This is a genomic window from Kitasatospora acidiphila (genome assembly GCF_006636205.1).
Taxonomy (GTDB): domain Bacteria; phylum Actinomycetota; class Actinomycetes; order Streptomycetales; family Streptomycetaceae; genus Kitasatospora; species Kitasatospora acidiphila.
On sequence record NZ_VIGB01000003.1, the window covers coordinates 491,675 to 507,966 of the forward strand.

Genomic DNA, 16,292 nt, shown 5'->3' on the forward strand with positions numbered 1-16,292 from the left:
GATGAGCCTCGCGGTCGCCGTGCTGCGCAGGCTGGCCGGCACCGCCGTGACGCTGCTGGTCACCTCGTTCCTGGTCTACTCCTCGCTCTACCTCGCGCCCGGCGACCCGGTCTCCTTCCTGGTCCGCGGGCGCAGCCCGAGCCCCGCCGAACTCGCCTCGATCCGCAGGCAGTTCGGCTTCGATCAGCCGTTCCTGGTGCGCTACTGGCACTGGCTGGACGCGGTGCTGCACGGCGACTTCGGGCGCTCCTACCTGTTCCACCAGAGTGTCGGCGCCGTCATCTGGTCCCGGCTGCCCGCGTCGCTGCTGCTGGTCGCCGTCGCCACCGTGCTGATCGCCGTGGTGGGGACCGGCGCCGGCGCGCTCGGTGCGCTACGGCGCGGCACCCGGACGGACAGCGCCGTGCTGCTGCTGGTCACCGTCGGCGCGGCCGTCCCGTCGTTCGCCGCCGCGATCGTGTTGCGGTCCGTGCTCGGGGTGAAGCTGGGCTGGTTCCCGACCATCGGCAACGGCACCGGCCTGCTGGACCAGTTGCGCCACGTGGTGCTGCCGGCGATCGCGCTCTCGGTGACCTTCATGGCGCTGGTCACCCGGGTCACCCGCAGCGCGATGCTGGACCAACTCGGCCGCGAGCACGTCGAGGTGGCGCTCAGCCGGGGCACACCGAGGTTCGCCGTGCTGCGCCGCCACGTGTTCCGCAACGCGCTCGGGCCGATCGTCACGGTCTCCGGCCTGCTGGTCTCCGGCATGCTCGTCAGCACCGCCATCGTGGAGACCGCCTTCGGGATGTCCGGGATCGGCTCGCTGCTCGTGCAATGCGTCGACGAGCTGGACTTCCAGGTCGTGCAGGCGCTGGTGCTGCTGGTGGTCGCGGCCTTCGTGGTGGTCAACATGCTGGTCGACCTGGTGTATCCGCTGATCGACCCGCGGGTCGCACGGACGGCGGGGGTGTTCGATGAGTAGCGACATCGTGCGGCTGGGCGCCGGCCGGGTGCTGCGCCGACTCGGCGGCCACGGCTGGCTGTTCCGGATCTGCCTGGGCGTGCTGGTGGTCTTCGTCGCGGTGGCGCTGTTCGCACCGTGGCTGGCGCCGCAGGACCCGACGGTCGGCGACTTCGCCGACACCATGGCCGGGCCTAGCGCGCAGCACTGGCTCGGTACCGACCAGGGCGGCCACGACACCTTCTCCGCGCTGCTGGAGGGTGCCAGGACCAGCCTGCTCGGCCCGCTCGGCGTCGTCGTCTTCTCCAGCGCCGGCGGCATCGCCGTCGGGCTCCTGAGCGGCTGGCGCGGCGGACGGGTGGACGCGGTGATCAGCCGGGTGCTCGACGTCCTCTTCGCCTTCCCGTCGCTGCTGCTGGCGATCCTCGCCGTGGCACTGTTCGGCAAGGGCCTGGGCGCACCGGTGCTGGCCATGGCCGTCGCCTACCTGCCCTACACCGCCCGCCTGGTGCGCGGCCTGACCGCGCAGGAGAAGACCCGCCCCTACATCGCCGCCTACCTGGTCCAGGGCCACGCACCCGGCTACGTCGCGGTGCGCGGACTGCTGCCGAACATCGCACCGACCGTGCTCGCGCAGTCCACCGTCAACTTCGGCTACGCGCTGCTGGACCTGGCCGCGCTCTCCTTCCTCGGCCTCGGCGTGCAACCGCCGACGCCGGACTGGGGCGCGATGATCAACCACGCGCAGTCGGCCGTGCTGGCCGGGCAGCCGCTCTCGGCGGTGCTGCCGGTGGTCGCCGTGGTGGCGGCGGTGCTGGCGTTCAACGTGGTCGGCGAGCGACTGGGCGAGAGGGGGACGACGCGGTGAGCGGCTCTTTGCCGAAGGAGGAGGACGGCGCAATCAGCGCCTCGTTGCTGGAGATCGACGGCTTGACCGTCGAACTGCCCGGCACCGCACGGCCCGTGCTCGACGCGGTCGGCCTGCGGGTGGCGGCGGGCGAGGTGGTGGGACTGGTCGGGGAGTCGGGGTCCGGGAAGTCGGTGACCGCGCGGGCCGCCCTCGGGCTGCTCCCACCGGGGGCGCGCTGCGCCGGCCGGGTGCTGGTGGACGGGGAGGACGTGCTCGGTGCAGGGCAGGGCCGGCTGCGCGCGATCCGTGCCGGCACGGTGTCGATGGTCTTCCAGGATCCTCGCGCGGGCATCAATCCGGTCCGCCGGATCGGCGACTTCCTCACCGAACCGCTGCGCCTGACCCGCCGTTGGCCGCGGCACCGGGCCGAGCAGCGGGCGGTGGAACTGCTGGCGGCCGTGGGCCTGCCGGAGCCGGAGCGCCAGCTGCGGCGGTACCCGCACCAGCTGTCGGGTGGGATGCTGCAACGCGTCATGATCGCCGGCGCGCTGGCCGGCGAGCCGCGGCTGCTGCTCTGCGACGAGCCGACCACCGCCCTGGACGTCAGCACCCAGGCGGAGATCCTCGCGCTGCTCGGCCGGCTGCAGCGCGAACGGGGTCTGGGCCTGCTGCTGATCACCCATGACATCGAGCTGGCGGCGGCGAGCTGCGACCGGGTGTACGTGATGTACGCGGGGCGGATCGTGGAGCACGCCACGGCGGCGGAGTTGTTCGGCCGGCCGCGGCACCCCTACACGATCGGACTGCTCGGGTCGACCCCGCCGCTGACCGGTCCGCTGGAGCGGCTCAGGCCGGTGCCCGGCACACCGATCGGCCTGGACGAGGCCGCACCGGGGTGCGCGTTCGCGGCGCGGTGCGCATTCGCGCAGGCCGGGCGGTGCGACCAGGAGGTGCCGGCGCTGCTGCCACTCGTGGACGGCGCTGATGGCGCCGGGCGGGCTGTGGCCTGCCTGCGAGTGGCCGAGATCCCGTCCCCCGCCGAGGAGGTCCGCCCGTGAACGCGTTGCTCGAAGTCAGCCGACTGCGGAAGGCGTACGGCCCGACGGTCGCCGTCGACGGGGTCTCGTTCTCACTGCCGCCGGGGGGCGCGCTGGGACTGGTCGGTGAGTCCGGCTCCGGGAAGACGACCACCGCCCGGATGCTGGTCGGGCTGGAGCGCCCCGACTCCGGCTCGATCAGCGTCCTCGGCCAGCCGCTGGCGCCGGCCGTCCACGGTCGTGCGGCGCGGCTGGCCAGGGCCAAGGCGGTGCAGATGGTCTACCAGGACCCGTACCTCTCCCTGGACGCCCGGCTGACCATCGGTGAAACGCTCGACGGCGTGCTGCGCCTGCACGGCCACCGCGACCGATCGGCCCGCGCCGCCCGGGTCCGCGAACTGCTGGCCCAGGTCGGCCTCGGCGACCGCGAGGCCGCCGCCCGTCCGCGCGGGCTCTCCGGGGGCCAGCGCCAGCGCGCCGCGATCGCCCGCGCCCTCGCGGTCGAGCCGGCGGTCCTGGTACTCGACGAGGCGGTCTCCGCGCTGGACGTCTCGGTCCAGGCGCAGGTGCTCAACCTCCTGACCGACATCCGCCGCGAGGCCGGCATCGGCCTGGTCTTCGTCAGCCACGACCTCGCCGTGGTGCGGTACGTCTGCGACGAGGCCCTGGTCATGTGGCAGGGCCGCCCGGTCGAACACCGTGCGCTGCCCGACCTGCTGGCGAGGCCGGAGCATCCGTACACACGCCTGCTGCTCGCTTCGGTGCCGCACCCGGGATGGGAGCCCGGGGACATCGCGAGCCGGCGCCGGGCGCTCAGCGAGCCGATTCCCGGGGAGCGTCCGGCATGACTGATCCGATTCGCCGACTGCGGGACGCCGAGCCGGTGCCCTTCTGGCTCGACGACCCCGCCCGGCCGGACGCCGCGTCCGCCCTGGTCGCCGACACCCGCTGCGACCTGCTGGTGGTCGGAGGCGGCTACAGCGGCCTGTGGACGGCGCTGCTCGCCAAGGAACGGGACAGCGCGTGTGACGTGTTGCTGATCGAGGCCGAGGAGGTCGGCTGGGCCGCCTCCGGCCGCAACGGCGGCTTCTGCGAGGCCAGCCTGACCCACGGCCTCGGCAACGGACACCAGCGCTGGCCCGGCGAGCTCACTGTGCTGGAGCGGCTCGGTGCCCGCAACCTGCAGGCCATCGAGGACACGGTCAAGCGCTACGGCATCGCGTGCGACTGGGAGCGCACCGGCTCGCTGAGCGTCGCAACCGAGCCGTACCAGGTCGACGGTTTGCGGGAGTTGGCCGCGCTGGCCGCCCGGTACGGCGTCGAGCGGACGCTCCTGGAGACGCCGGAAGCCGTGCGCGCCGAGATCGACTCCCCCGCCTTCCTGGCCGGGCTGTGGGACCGGGACGGCGTGGCGATGGTCAATCCGGCGCGGCTGGCCTGGGGGTTGAAGCGAGCCTGCGAGGAGCGCGGCGTTCGGATCCACGAGCACACGCGGGCCACGCGGCTCACCCCGTCCGGCGGTGGTGTCGAGGTGCGGACCTCGTACGGCCGCGTCCGGGCCGGACGTGTCGCGCTTGCCACCAATGCCTTTCCGTCGCTGGTGCGGCGGCACCGTCCGTACACCGTCCCGGTCTACGACTACGCGCTGATGACCGAGCCGCTGAGCGGGCGCCAGCTCTCGTCCGTCGGATGGCGGCACCGCCAGGGCTTCGCCGACAGCGCCAACCGGTTCCACTATGTCCGCCTGACCGCCGACAACCGCATCCTGTGGGGAGGTTACGACGCCGTCTACCACTACCGGGGCCGCGTGCGCGCCGAACACGACCAGCGGCCGGAGACCTTCGCCACCCTGGCCCGCCACTTCGCCCGCGCCTTCCCGCAGTTGGACGACCTCTCCTTCACCCACGCCTGGGGCGGCGCGATCGACACCTGCACCCGCTTCACCGCCTTCTTCGACCTCTCGCACGGCGGCCGGGTCGCCTACGCCGCCGGCTTCACCGGCCTGGGCGTCGGAGCGACCCGGTTCGCCGCCGAGGTGATGCTCGACCTGCTGGCCGGTGAGCGCACCGAGCGGACGGCGCTGGAGATGGTCCGGCACAAGCCGCTTCCCTTCCCCCCGGAGCCGATCCGCTCGGCGGCGATCGGGATCACCAAGTGGTCGCTCGCGCAGGCGGACGCGAACGACGGACGGCGGAACGGATGGCTGCGGCTGCTGGACCGGCTGGGCCTGGGGTTCGACAGTTGACGATCCATCAGCCAGCGCATCCCGGCGGCCCGCTCACTCGATGCTGAACGCGCCCTTCGGCGGCGGCGGCGAGGGGCGGGCCTCGGCGTCGGTGACCGGTGTGGCCGTGCCGACCAGGCGCCGCAGGTCGGGTCCCTCGACCAGGCGGGCCGGGAACGGGTCGGCGGCGAGCCGGCGGGCCAGCGCGTCGACCCGCAGCGGCTGGTCGGAGCCGATCAGCAGCAGGTTGCCGAACCGTCGCCCGCGCAGCACCGAGGGTTCGGCGACCAGGCAGGTGTGCGGGAAGACCGCGCGGACCGTGGCGGCCTGGGCGGCGGCGAAGGCCAGCGGGGCGCCGTCGGCGAGGTTGGCCGCGTAGGCGCCGCCGGGGCGAAGCGCGCCGGCGGCGAGTCGGACGAACTCGACGGAGGTCAGGTGGGCCGGGGTGCGCGAGCCCTGGAAGACGTCGGCCACCACCAGGTCCCAGGAGCCGGGCGCCAGTTGGGCGAGGTGCTCGCGGGCGTCGCCGACGGCGACCTCGATGCCCTGGCCGGTCCAGGGCAGCACCTCGGCCACCAGCTCGACCAGCGGTCCGTCCGCCTCGACGGCGAGTTGGCGCGAGCCGGGGCGGGTGGTGGCCAGGTACCGGGGCAGGGTGAGGGCGCCGCCGCCGAGGTGCAGTGCGTCCAGGGGCTCGCCCTCGGGTGCCAGCACGTCGGCGAGGTGGCCGAGGCGGCGGGTGTACTCGAACTCCAGATGGGTCGGGTCGGACAGGTCCACGTAGGACTGCGGGGTGTCGTCCAGGGTGAGCAGCCAGCCGCCCTCGCGATCCAGGTCGGGCATCAGCTTGGCGGTGCCGAAGGCGGTGTCACGCAGCACCGGGCGGGGTTCGGTCACTGGCGGGCCTTCGGTCGGCGGGCCTTCGATCGGCGGGCCGGCCCCGCGGCGGGGTCTCTCAGCAGCATGTCGGCAGCATAGGCCGGAGGCCGCGGCGCAGCGCACTCGCCCTACTGGCCGGTATCGTCGGTGCCCTCGGGTCGGCGGTCCTGCCGGCGGCCCGGTCGGCGGTCCTGCCTCGACAGGCCAGAGCGGAAGCGGGTGCGGCGGTAGATGGAGTTCCGAGAAGACATCCTGGGTGCGCCGTACGAGGCGGCCGAGCTGCCGTTGCGCGCGGACGAGGAGGGTGCGGTCAGTGCGACCCTGGTGCGGCGGCTGGTGCCCGGCTCCAAGCAGGCCGTGCTGTACATCCACGGCTACACGGACTACTTCTTCCAGACCAACCTGGCGGACCACTTCGTCGCGGCCGGCTTCTCGTTCTACGCGCTGGACCTGCGCAAGTACGGCCGTTCGCTGCGGCCGCACCACTCGCCGAACTTCGTCCGCGACCTGCGGGCCTACGACGAGGAGCTGGAAGCGGCGGTCCGTACCGTCCGGGCGGACGGGCACACCCGCCTGCTGCTGAACGGCCACTCCACCGGCGGCCTGGTCGCCGCGCTCTGGGCGAGCCGGCAGGCCGGGCGCGGTGTGGTGGACGGGATCTTCCTGAACAGCCCGTTCCTGTCGATGCCGGCGGCGCCCGCCGTCCGCACCCTGGGCGCTCCCGCCGTGGGGGCGCTCGGTCGACTGGCCGCGCTGCGCAAGCTCCCGGCCCCGCTCAATCCGCACTACGTGCACAGTCTGCACCGCGACCACCGGGGCGAGTGGGACTTCGACCTCTCGCTCAAGCCCGCCGAGGGCTTTCCGCTCTACGCGGGCTGGCTGGCCGCCATCCAGCGCGGCCACCGCGAGGTGCGGCGCGGACTGGCGATCGACTGCCCGGTGCTGCTGATGGCCTCCACCTCCTCCGTCGTGACCAGCAAGTGGGACCCGGCGCTGCACCACTCCGACGCCGTGCTGCGGGCCGATGACATCGCGGCGCTCGGCCCGCGGCTGGGCCGGCACGTCACCGTCGTGCGGATCGAGGGCGGCGTGCACGACCTGGTGCTCTCCCGGGAGTCGGCGCGCAAGCAGGTGTTCGACGAGCTGGACCGCTGGATCGGCGCGTACTTCCCGGTGGCCACCGGGTGAACCGGGCCACCGGGTGAACCTGCCTGCCGGGTGGGCACCCGGCGGGCCGCCCCGTTCAATACACCGCCGGGCGCCTGATCCGCGTCGGCACCCCAAGTCCCGTCAGCAGAAGTCAAGCTGAGGGGACGTCACACGCAGAGCACCTCGACGCCCTGGCTGCTGATCCTCTCGACCAGCTCGTCCGGGGCGTCGGTGTCGGTCACCAGCACGGCGATCTCGTTGATCGCGCAGACCTGCGCGAAGGCCCGCTTGCCGAGCTTGGTGGAGTCGGCGGCCACGATGACCCGGTCCGCCCGCTCGGCCATGGCGCGGTTGGCGCTGGCCTCGCCCTCGTCGTGGGCGGCGGCGCCGAACCGGGGGTCGACGGCGTTGACTCCGAGCACCGCGTAGTCCAGCGAGATGTTCTGGAGCACCAGGTTGGCCAACGGCCCGGTCAGCTCGTAGGAGTTGGGCCGGGCCACGCCCCCGGTCACCACGGTCTTCACATACGGCCGCACCGCGAGCTCGTTGGCGATGTTGATCGCGTTGGTCACGATGGTCAGCGCCGTGCCGGCGGTCTGCTCGGCGAGGTCGGCCCGGGTGGCGAGCTCGCGGGCGACCTCCGAGGTGGTGGTGCCGCCGTTCAGGCCGACCACGGCGCCCGGCGGGATCAGCCCGGCCACGGCGCGCGCGATCCGGTGCTTCTCGTCGGCCTGGCGCGCGGTCTTGTAGCGCAGCGGCAGGTCGTACGCAACACCGCTCAGCACGGCGCCGCCGCGCGTCCGGGTCAGCAGCTGCTGGCGGGCCAGTTCCTCCATGTCGCGGCGGATCGTCGCGGCGGACACCCCGAGCAGTTCGGCGGCCTCGGCGACTTCGATCCGGCCCTGCTCGCCCAGGACCTCCAGCAGGCGCGTCCACCGCTCGTGCGTGCTCATCCCCACTCCTCAATCGTTGCGCGAACAGCGAGCGTATCGCGCAGGCCAGTGATGCCCTGACCTGCGCACCATTGCGTGATTCTGCTTGAAACAGCTATAACTGAGCATCTTCACGCAACGGGCTCCGCCCGCAGGAGGACGCGATGACCTACGTCTCCGACGAGATAGCCGGCCGGCCCGCAGGCCGGCGCCGCGCCAGGCGGCTCACCCCGGCCGGCCTCCCCGCCCAGGTCCACCCGAGCGGTGCGACCGTCTCGCGCTCGCCGCTCGACCCGCTCGCCGATCCGGTCCGCGCCCAGCGGCTCGCGGCCGAAACGGCCGAGCGCCACGGCCTCGACCCGGACCAGCCGCTGGGCCTCGGCCGCCCGGTCCTCCTGGCGACGTCATGACCGGGCCCAGCGAGTGCGACGGGGGCGTGCCGGTCATCGCTCTCGACGTCGGCGGCACCCAGATCAAGGGCGGCGTGCTGGCCGACGACGGCACCCTGGTGCAGTCCGAGCGCCGACCCACCCGGGCTGAGCGCGGCCCGGACGCCGTCCTCGACACCGTCCTCGCCTTCGCCGCCGACCTCACCGAGCGGTACCGGCCCGCGGCGGCGGGCATCGCCGTGCCGGGCCTGGTGGACGAGGCCTCGGGCACCTCCGTCTTCGCCGCCAACCTCGGCTGGCGGCAGGTGCCGGTGCGCGACTGGCTCGCCGAGGAGTTGGACCTGCCGGTCGCTTTCGGGCACGACGTCCGGGCCGGCGGACTCGCCGAAGCCAGGCTCGGTGCGGGCCGCGACTGCGGCTCCTTCCTGTTCGTCCCGGTCGGCACCGGCATCGCCGCCGCGATCATGGTGGACGGCCGGGCGCTGACCGGCGGGCACGGCCTCGCCGGGGAACTCGGCCACCTGGCGGTGACACCGGACGGCGAGCCGTGCCCGTGCGGCGGGCGCGGGTGTCTGGAGACCGTGGCCTCGGCCGCCGCCATCGCCCGCAGGTACGCCCGGCGCACCGGCACGCCCGCAGTCAGCGCCAAGGAGGTGTCCCGGCGGGCCGCCGACGGCGACACCGAGGCCGCCGCGGTCTGGCAGGAGGCCGTCGAGGCTCTCGCCGACGGGCTGAGCGCCGCGATCACGCTGCTCGACCCGGAGCGCGTGGTGATCGGCGGCGGCCTGGCCCTGGCCGGCGCGCCGTACTTCGACGCCCTGCGCGCCGCCCTGGCCGAGCGGCTGACCTTCCAGGCCTCGCCCCCGGTCGTGCCTGCTGCCCTTGGCCACCAGGCGGGCTGCCTGGGCGCGGCACTGCTCGCGCAGCAGCTGCGGCCCGACCCGGGCACCCGCAGGTTCCCGATACCCCGTCAGCTGTCGTGGAAGGCGGCCGGATGATCCTCACCGTCACCCTCAACGCGGCGCTCGACGTCACCTACCGGGTGGACCGGCTCCGACCGCGCGCCGGCAACCGGGTCCGCGCCACGGCCGCCCGGGCGGGCGGCAAGGGCGTCAATGTCGCGCGCGTGCTGCACGCCCTCGGGCACCGCACCGTCGTCACCGGCCTGGCCGGCGGGCCGACCGGTGCGGCCGTGCGCCGTGACCTCGCGGCGGCCGGACTGACCGACGAGCTGGTGCCGATCGCGGGCGAGAGCCGGCGCACCGTCGCCGTGGTCGACGAGGAGGCCGACGACACCACGATCCTGCTGGAGGGCGGCCCGCATGTGTCGGCCGCGGAGTGGACCGCGTTCCTCGACCGGTACGAGCAACTGGTGCCGCACGCCTCGGTCGTGGTGCTCTCCGGCAGCCTGCCGGGCGGCCTGCCCGTCGACGGCTACGCCGAGCTGATCCGCCGCGCCCGCGCACATCGCGTGCCGGCCGTGCTGGATGCCGACGGCGAGGCACTGCGCGCGGCGCTCGGCGAGGGGCCGGCTCTGGTCAAGCCCAACGCCGATGAGCTGGCGGCCGCCAGCGGCAGCAGCGATCCATACGCCGGGGCCGAGGCGCTGCGTGCTGCCGGGGCCCGGGCGGTGGTCGCCTCGCTCGGGCCGGACGGCATGATCGCCGTTACGCCGCACGGCAGTTGGCGGGCCGCGCCGCCGGCGGCGCTGGCCGGCAACCCCACCGGCGCGGGGGACGCGGCGGTCGCGGCCCTCGCCGCCGGCCTGGTCGCGCAGACCCCGTGGCCGGTCCGGCTCACGGAGGCGGTGGCGCTGTCCGCCGCCGCCGTCGCCGCCCCGCTCGCCGGTGACTTCGATCCCGCACTCCACCGCCGCCTGCTGCCGCAGGTGACCGTCGAACCGCTCCGCACTCGTGAAGGAGAGTCCCCATGCCGCTGACCGGTACCGGTGACGTCGTCGCCAAGGCCCTGAGCGCCGGGCGGGGTGTCGGCGCCTTCAACGTCATCCAGCTCGAACACGCGCAGGCGATCGTGGCCGGCGCCGAGGCCGCGGGCACGCCGGTGGTCCTGCAGCTCAGCGAGAACGCCGTCCGCTACCACGGCAGCCTCGCGCCGATCGGCGGTGCCATGCTGGCGGTGGCCGAGGCGGCCGAGGTGCCGGTCGCGGTCCACCTCGACCACGCCACCTCGGTCGAGCTGGTCGAGCAGGCCGTCGAACTCGGCTTCGGTTCCGTGATGTTCGACGCCTCGGTGCTGGACTACGAGCGGAACGTGCGGACCACCGCCGAGGTCGTCGTCCGCTGCCACGACGCGGGGCTCTGGGTGGAGGCCGAGCTCGGCGAGGTCGGCGGGAAGGACGGCGTGCACGCTCCCGGTGCCCGCACCGACCCGGCCGAGGCCGCCGCGTTCGTCGCCGCGACGGGTGTGGACGCGCTCGCCGTCGCGGTCGGCAGCTCGCACGCCATGCTCACCCGGGACGCGGCGCTCGACTTCGGGCTGATCGCCGCGCTGCGGGCGACCGTGCCGGTGCCGCTGGTGCTGCACGGCTCCTCCGGGGTCGCCGACGAGCACCTGGCGGAGGCGGTGCGGCACGGCATGACGAAGATCAACATCGCGACGCACCTCAACCAGGTCTTCAGCACCGCCGTCCGGGCGGCGCTGGCGGCCGACCCGCGGCTGGTCGACACCCGCCGCTACCTCGGCCCCGGCCGGGCGGCGATGGCCGCCGAGGTCACCCGGCTGCTGGCGGTCCTCGACCCGGCGGTGGTGGGCTAGCCCCGACGGAAGGGCCGGTCACTGTCACGGCACCCATGGATCCGCCGTCCGGTCGGGCCCGTGGGTGCCGTCCGTGTTCCGGGCCCCGCCTGACCTCCCTGAGGCCGGGTCAGGCCTCCTCGATCCGCACCTGGTGGTCCGGCGCTTCCGGCGCCGCGAAGGCGAGCAGCCGCTCGGCCTCGGTGGTGGCCTCGGCGCGGGCGAGCCGGTTCAGGGTGGTGAACGGCCGCAGCGCGGCGGTCACTCGGTCCTTCTCCCGCTCCAGCTGCCAGATTCCCGCAACGAAGCCGTCCACCAGGAGCGTGCCCAGCACGATGCCGTTGGCCGTCATCACCCGGTGGCGGAACGCCCCGGGGAGCACCCGGCTGCGGTCGGCGTGGGAGAGCAGCAGATTGTCGAACGGGGCCACCAGCCGCACGGGTGCGGCGGTCGCCGGCTCGGGGCGCGGCGCCTCGGGCAGGTCGAACAGCGCCTTCCCGTGTTCGTCGCGGAACTCCACCAGCCGGGCCCGGAGCCGTTTGACCACGCCGGCCAGCCGGGTGAGGCCGGACCACTTCTGCAGGTCGGCGACGGTGGCGGGGCCGAACGCGGCCAGGTAGCGCAGCACCAGCTCGTCCCGGGCGGCCTCCGGGGCCGACCGGTCCAGCTCCCGGCCCAGCCAGTGTTCGGCCGTGGTGTGGGCCGCCGCGCCGCTGGTGCGCCAGAGTCCGCGCGGCGGCACTTGCACCAGGGCCAGCCGGGCCCGGAGCACTTGGGCCAGGGCAGCGGGGTCGCGGTCGGGGTGGCCGGCGGCCAGCAGGGTGCCCAACTCCTGGAAGGTGCGCGGTCGTTCCTCGACCAGCGCGCGGCCGCGCCGGGCCACCGCGTCGAGGTCGAGGTCGGCGAGCAGGCGGCCGCGGGCACCGGTCAGCGCCTGGTCGAGCGCCGGCTGGAAGAGCGGGCGCAGCCGCAGGCAGTCGGCGGCGGTGACCAGGTGGATGGTGGCGCGCTGCAGGCTGAGCCGGACCACCTGGCGGTCCGTCACCAGGTCGCTCAGCTGCTCCGGGCGGAAGGCGGGCAGCCGGGACCAGAGGCCGTAGTAGGGCGGGTCGGCGGCCTGGGCTTGCAGGCCGACCAGCTGGGTGATCAGCTGGATCGGCGTCAACTCGGCTGGCTCCAGCAGGTGTTGACGGGCCAGCAGCGCCCGGTTCAGGGCCCGCCGCTCCAGCAGCGGCTCGGTCACCCGCGCCGCCCGGGGCGGGCGTCGAGCTCGGCGCGCAGCACGGCGATCCGGTTGGTGGTGAGCGAGGCCACGCCGAGGGCGCGCATCCGGCGCATGGTGCGGCGCAGGTCGACCGTCCAGGTGCTGACCAGCAGCCCGGCGTCGGTCGCCCGCGCCACCAACTCCTCGGTCACCAGGCCGAAGGGCGGGTTGAGGTGGCGCGGGCGCAGGTCGGCCAGCATGGCGGGCACCGGGAGCTCGGGCCGCTTCCAGGTGAGCGCTATCGGCACCTCGGGGGCCAGCTCCCGCACCGCGAACATGGCGGCCACCGGCCCGCAGAAGGCCACCCGCGACTCGGCGCCCAGCTCGGTGACCGCCGCCCAGGTCGCCTTGGCCGGCCCGGGCTCGTCCAGGTCGATCAGCAGCTGGGCGGTCGGCGTCCCGGCCAGCAGGCCGAGCGCCTCGGCCAGGGTCGGCACCCGCTGGCCGCCCTCGAACTCCTGGGCGGCCAGTTGGGCGCTGGTCAGCGCGGAGACCGGCCGGTCCAGGCCCCAGAGCCGCTTGAGGGTGGGGTCGTGCAGCAGTACCGGGACCCGGTCGCGGGTGAGTTGCACGTCCACCTCGACGGCGTCCGCGCCCGCGGCCAGCGCGGAGGCCAGCGACGGCAGGGTGTTCTCCCGGTGGCGGTACGGGTCGCCGCGGTGGGCGACGGCGAGCGGCCGGACGGGCTGGTCGACACGTGACAGGGCATCAGTCATCAGGCGGTCTTTCGGAGGCGACGGCGGGTCAGCTGGCAGGCGATCAGGTGCGTTCGATCATCACATTGGTCGACTTGATGACCGCAGTCGCGGGTGCCCCCGGGACCAGCTCCAGCTCCTCGGCCGAGTCCCGGCTGATCAGTGAGACCACCCGGAACGGGCCCGCCTGGATCTCCACCTGCGCCGCCACATCGCCGAGCACCACCTGCGTGACGATCCCCGGGAACCGGTTGCGCGCGGAGGACGGCGGACGGCCCTCCGCCTCGGCGGTGCCGGGCCTGGCCAGCTCCCGGGCGAAGGCCGCCAGCGGCTCCCCCGGGATGATGCGGTGCCCCTGCTCGTCCCGCTCGGCGGCGACCCGGCCGGCGTCGACCCAGCGGCGCATGGTGTCCGCACTCACCCCGAGCATCGCTGCGGCCTCACCGATGCGGTAGTTGTTGACCGACCGGCCCGGTTGGCCCATGGCGCTCGCTCCCCTCGTTCGGCTGGTCACCACGGTCCCATCCTGCCGCATTCCCCGGCCTGGTCAGAGCCCGCCGAAGAGATCGCGCTGCACGGCGTCGCAGGCCGTCAGCACGGCGCCGCTGAGAATCGCGCCGCCGCCTGCCGTGCCCGCGCGGACCTCGGTGCGGAACGGGGAGAGCACGGCCAGCCGGGCGGCCACCCGGCCCGCGAGCGCCGCGCCGCCGGCCCGCCCGGTTTCGCCGCCGAGCACCACGCACCCCGGATCGAGGATCACGCACACCGCCGCCGCGCCGATCGCCACCCGCTCGGCCAGCTCGTCCAGGAACGGCTCCCCGGCGGGGCCGGCCGCCAGCGCGGCCAGCATCGCGGCCTCGGCGGCGGGCGCGTCGTCCGCACCGCCGCCCGGGACGGGCAGGCCGTGGCGGCGGGCCAGCCCGCACACCGCCGCGCTGCCGGCCAGGCTGTGGAAGCCGCCGTCGCAGGTGGAGCGGTCGGGCAGGCCGCCGGTGCCGGGCACCGGGAGGAACCCGATCTCGCCGGTGCCCCCGGAGGAGCCGCGGCGCAGCCTGCCGTCGAGGACCACGGCGGCGCCGGTGCCGTGTCCGAGCCAGAACAGCACGAAGGTGTCCCGGTCGGTGGCGGCGCCGAGGCGGTGTTCGGCGATGCCGGCCAGGTTGACCTCGTTCTCCAGGATCACCTCGCCGGTCAGGCCGGCGCGCAGCTCGTCGACCAACTCGGCGTGCCACTGCGGGAGTTGGCTGGTGGAGCGGAGCTGCCCGGTGGCCGGGTCGACCAGGCCGGGGGCGCCGACGGCCACGGTGTGCAGCTCGCGGGCGCCGGCCTGCCGGGCGGTGTCGAGCAGGGTCCGCAGCACCTGCCGGGCGAAGCCGGGCGGCGGTCCCGCGGGGTCGACCGGGAGCGCGGCGGTGGCGAGGGTGCGGCCGGTGAGGTCCGCGACGGTGAGGGTGACGCCGACCGTGCGGACGTCGACGCCGGCCAGGTGGGCCCGGTCGGCGCGCAGGCCGTAGACCCGGGCATTGGGTCCGCGGCGCTGCTCGCCGCGCTCGCCGACGATGCCGACCAGGCCGCCGTGTTGCAGGCGTTCCAGTAGATCGGCGACGGTGGGCCGGGAGAGACCGGTGAGCGTGCGCAACTCGGTGGCGGTGAGTGACCCATGGGTCAGGAGCAGGTCCAGGGCCAGCCGGTCGTTGATCGCACGGGCGGTGCTCGGGGTGGCCGTGCGCGCGGTGGTCATGGCATCGCATCCTTCCAGATCTATCTATCAGGGTCCCTTCCTGATAATTTACTCGCAACTCCGCCACCGGCTCACCGGGGCCCGTCAACGTTTCATCGAGAGCACCTCAACGGGAGGGACCCAGCCATGCCATCCAGCCCACGCCCGCTGCGCCGAGCCAGGGTGGGCATCGCCGCCGTCTTCGCCGTCCACGGCGCGGTGGCGGGCACCTTCGCCAGCCGGATCCCGGCGCTGCAGGGCGCGGATCACCTGTCGGCCGGTCAGCTCGGCCTGGCGCTGGTGATGCCCGCGCTCGGCGCCTCGCTGGCGATGCCGCTGGCCGGCCGGATCACGCACCGGCTCGGTTCCAAGGCGGCGCTGCGGCTGCTGCTGGCGCTCTGGTGCCTGGCGCTGATCCCGCCCGCGGTGGCGCCGGGGCTCCCGTCGCTCTGCCTGGCCCTGGCGGCCTACGGCGCGGCCGCCGGAATGGCCGACGTCACCATGAACGCCATCGGGGTCGAGGTGGAGAGCCGGATGGGCCGGGCGATCATGTCCGGGCTGCACGGCATGTGGAGCTTCGGCGGACTGGTCGCCGCCGCCGGCGGGGCGCTGGCGGCCCGTCAGCACCTGGGGCCGCGCCCGCACCTGCTGCCGGCCGCCGTGGTGCTGCTGGCGATCGGGCAGCTGGCCTGCACCCGGGTGCTGGACGTGCGGCCGGAGCCGGAGGCCGAGGCGCCGCCGCGGTTCTCGCTGCCGCCGCGCTCGGCGGTGGTGATCGGACTGGTCGGGTTCTGCGCGGTGTTCGCCGAGGGAGCCGGGATGGACTGGTCGGGCGTCTACCTGCGCGATGTCACCCATGCGGCGCCGGGCATGGCGGCGATGGCCTACACCGCGTTCGCCTGCACCATGGCCGTCGCCCGGCTGGCCGGCGACGCGGTGGTGCGACGGCTCGGACCGGTGCGCGCGGTGCGGGCCGGCGGCGCGGTGGCCGCGGCCGGCGGGGTGCTGGTGGTGGCCGCGACCGGCCCGGCGGTGGCGATCCCGGGGTTCGCGCTGATCGGCATCGGCATCGCCGTCGTGGTCCCGCTCGCCTTCGCAGCGGCCGGCCACGCCGGGCCCAACCCGAGCCAGGCGATCGCCGGGGTGGCCACGGTCACCTACACCTCCGGGCTGGTGGCGCCGGCGATCGTGGGCAGCGTGGCGCAGGGCAGTTCGCTGCGGGTCTCGTTCGCGCTGGTGACGGCGCTGGTGGCGATGCTGGTCCTGGCGGCGGGAGCACTGCGATCGGGCGCGGGGGCGGCGGGCGGCGCCGGCCAGGCCCAGGCCCAGGAGCGGGCGGGGGTCTGAGGCGGGCACAGCCGTTCGAGTGGCGTTCGAGTCATAGGGCATTACCGCGGATCGAGCCGGGGACGGTGAGCCCGCCGGATTCCCCCGGCGCCCCCCGAAGTACAGAGAG

General features: G+C 74.7%; 17 protein-coding genes. 11 read left to right on the forward strand and 6 right to left on the reverse strand.

The features are described 5' to 3' along the window. Position 1 precedes the first annotated feature (1 nt). From E6W39_RS03235 to E6W39_RS03255, 5 genes are read left to right on the forward strand one after another with little or no spacing between them, the layout of a single operon-like run. A complete protein-coding gene (locus E6W39_RS03235) occupies positions 2 to 964 on the forward strand; it encodes an ABC transporter permease (RefSeq protein ID WP_141632167.1) in 963 nt (320 codons plus the stop codon). Beyond that, the gene (locus tag E6W39_RS03240; protein ID WP_141632168.1) at positions 957 to 1,811 is read left to right on the forward strand and encodes an ABC transporter permease; all 855 of its coding nucleotides are present in this window, start codon (positions 957 to 959) and stop codon (positions 1,809 to 1,811) included. The genes E6W39_RS03235 and E6W39_RS03240 overlap by 8 nt, the downstream gene beginning before the upstream one ends. Further along, positions 1,808 to 2,851, forward strand: coding sequence for an ABC transporter ATP-binding protein (locus E6W39_RS03245; RefSeq protein ID WP_228717939.1), 1,044 nt, complete (start codon positions 1,808 to 1,810; stop codon positions 2,849 to 2,851). Before E6W39_RS03240 ends, E6W39_RS03245 begins: the two co-directional genes overlap by 4 nt. Then, positions 2,848 to 3,678 (forward strand): ABC transporter ATP-binding protein, encoded by an 831-nt coding sequence (locus E6W39_RS03250; protein ID WP_141632169.1) that lies wholly within the window; start codon positions 2,848 to 2,850, stop codon positions 3,676 to 3,678. Before E6W39_RS03245 ends, E6W39_RS03250 begins: the two co-directional genes overlap by 4 nt. Then, a complete protein-coding gene (locus tag E6W39_RS03255; RefSeq protein WP_228717940.1) occupies positions 3,675 to 5,075 on the forward strand; it encodes an NAD(P)/FAD-dependent oxidoreductase in 1,401 nt (466 codons plus the stop codon). The genes E6W39_RS03250 and E6W39_RS03255 overlap by 4 nt, the downstream gene beginning before the upstream one ends. 33 nt (positions 5,076 to 5,108) lie before the next feature. Here E6W39_RS03255 and E6W39_RS03260 read toward each other — a convergent pair whose 3' ends face one another. Further along, positions 5,109 to 5,951, reverse strand: a complete 843-nt coding sequence (locus tag E6W39_RS03260; RefSeq protein WP_228717941.1) for a spermidine synthase — start codon at positions 5,949 to 5,951, stop codon at positions 5,109 to 5,111. Between the two features lie 213 nt (positions 5,952 to 6,164). On the opposite strand from E6W39_RS03260, the gene E6W39_RS03265 reads away from it, so the two are divergent. Continuing rightward, complete coding sequence (locus E6W39_RS03265; RefSeq protein ID WP_141632171.1) at positions 6,165 to 7,121, forward strand: alpha/beta hydrolase; 957 nt, start codon at positions 6,165 to 6,167, stop codon at positions 7,119 to 7,121. A 128-nt stretch (positions 7,122 to 7,249) separates the two neighbouring features. Here E6W39_RS03265 and E6W39_RS03270 read toward each other — a convergent pair whose 3' ends face one another. Further along, positions 7,250 to 8,035 (reverse strand): DeoR/GlpR family DNA-binding transcription regulator, encoded by a 786-nt coding sequence (locus E6W39_RS03270; protein WP_141632172.1) that lies wholly within the window; start codon positions 8,033 to 8,035, stop codon positions 7,250 to 7,252. A gap of 143 nt (positions 8,036 to 8,178) precedes the next feature. Between E6W39_RS03270 and E6W39_RS03275 the strand changes: the two genes are divergently transcribed. Genes E6W39_RS03275 through E6W39_RS03290 form a run of 4 tightly spaced genes read left to right on the forward strand, consistent with a single transcriptional unit; the run spans position 8,179 to position 11,178 of the window. Next, complete coding sequence (locus E6W39_RS03275; protein ID WP_141632173.1) at positions 8,179 to 8,424, forward strand: hypothetical protein; 246 nt, start codon at positions 8,179 to 8,181, stop codon at positions 8,422 to 8,424. Beyond that, complete coding sequence (locus E6W39_RS03280) at positions 8,421 to 9,401, forward strand: ROK family protein (RefSeq protein WP_141632174.1); 981 nt, start codon at positions 8,421 to 8,423, stop codon at positions 9,399 to 9,401. Before E6W39_RS03275 ends, E6W39_RS03280 begins: the two co-directional genes overlap by 4 nt. Further along, positions 9,398 to 10,342 (forward strand): 1-phosphofructokinase family hexose kinase, encoded by a 945-nt coding sequence (locus E6W39_RS03285; RefSeq protein ID WP_141632175.1) that lies wholly within the window; start codon positions 9,398 to 9,400, stop codon positions 10,340 to 10,342. The genes E6W39_RS03280 and E6W39_RS03285 overlap by 4 nt, the downstream gene beginning before the upstream one ends. Next, positions 10,333 to 11,178 (forward strand): class II fructose-bisphosphate aldolase, encoded by an 846-nt coding sequence (locus E6W39_RS03290; protein WP_141632176.1) that lies wholly within the window; start codon positions 10,333 to 10,335, stop codon positions 11,176 to 11,178. Before E6W39_RS03285 ends, E6W39_RS03290 begins: the two co-directional genes overlap by 10 nt. Positions 11,179 to 11,287: 109 nt before the next feature. Here the strand turns inward: E6W39_RS03290 and E6W39_RS03295 are convergent, their stop codons facing one another. From E6W39_RS03295 to E6W39_RS03310, 4 genes are all read right to left on the reverse strand, one after another. Beyond that, a complete protein-coding gene (locus tag E6W39_RS03295; protein ID WP_141632177.1) occupies positions 11,288 to 12,400 on the reverse strand; it encodes a winged helix DNA-binding domain-containing protein in 1,113 nt (370 codons plus the stop codon). Then, a complete protein-coding gene (locus tag E6W39_RS03300; RefSeq protein ID WP_141632178.1) occupies positions 12,397 to 13,137 on the reverse strand; it encodes a glycerophosphodiester phosphodiesterase in 741 nt (246 codons plus the stop codon). Before E6W39_RS03300 ends, E6W39_RS03295 begins: the two co-directional genes overlap by 4 nt. Positions 13,138 to 13,180: 43 nt before the next feature. Further along, entirely contained in the window at positions 13,181 to 13,600 is a 420-nt protein-coding gene (locus E6W39_RS03305) for a TOBE domain-containing protein (RefSeq protein WP_101384388.1), read from the reverse strand. A gap of 63 nt (positions 13,601 to 13,663) precedes the next feature. Next, positions 13,664 to 14,857: an ROK family transcriptional regulator gene (locus E6W39_RS03310; protein ID WP_141632179.1), complete on the reverse strand. Its 1,194-nt coding sequence runs from the start codon at positions 14,855 to 14,857 to the stop codon at positions 13,664 to 13,666. A gap of 126 nt (positions 14,858 to 14,983) precedes the next feature. On the opposite strand from E6W39_RS03310, the gene E6W39_RS03315 reads away from it, so the two are divergent. Further along, positions 14,984 to 16,183 carry an MFS transporter gene (locus E6W39_RS03315; protein ID WP_141632180.1) on the forward strand — a complete coding sequence of 400 codons (1,200 nt, stop codon included), beginning with the start codon at positions 14,984 to 14,986 and terminating at the stop codon, positions 16,181 to 16,183. Positions 16,184 to 16,292: the final 109 nt, after the last annotated feature.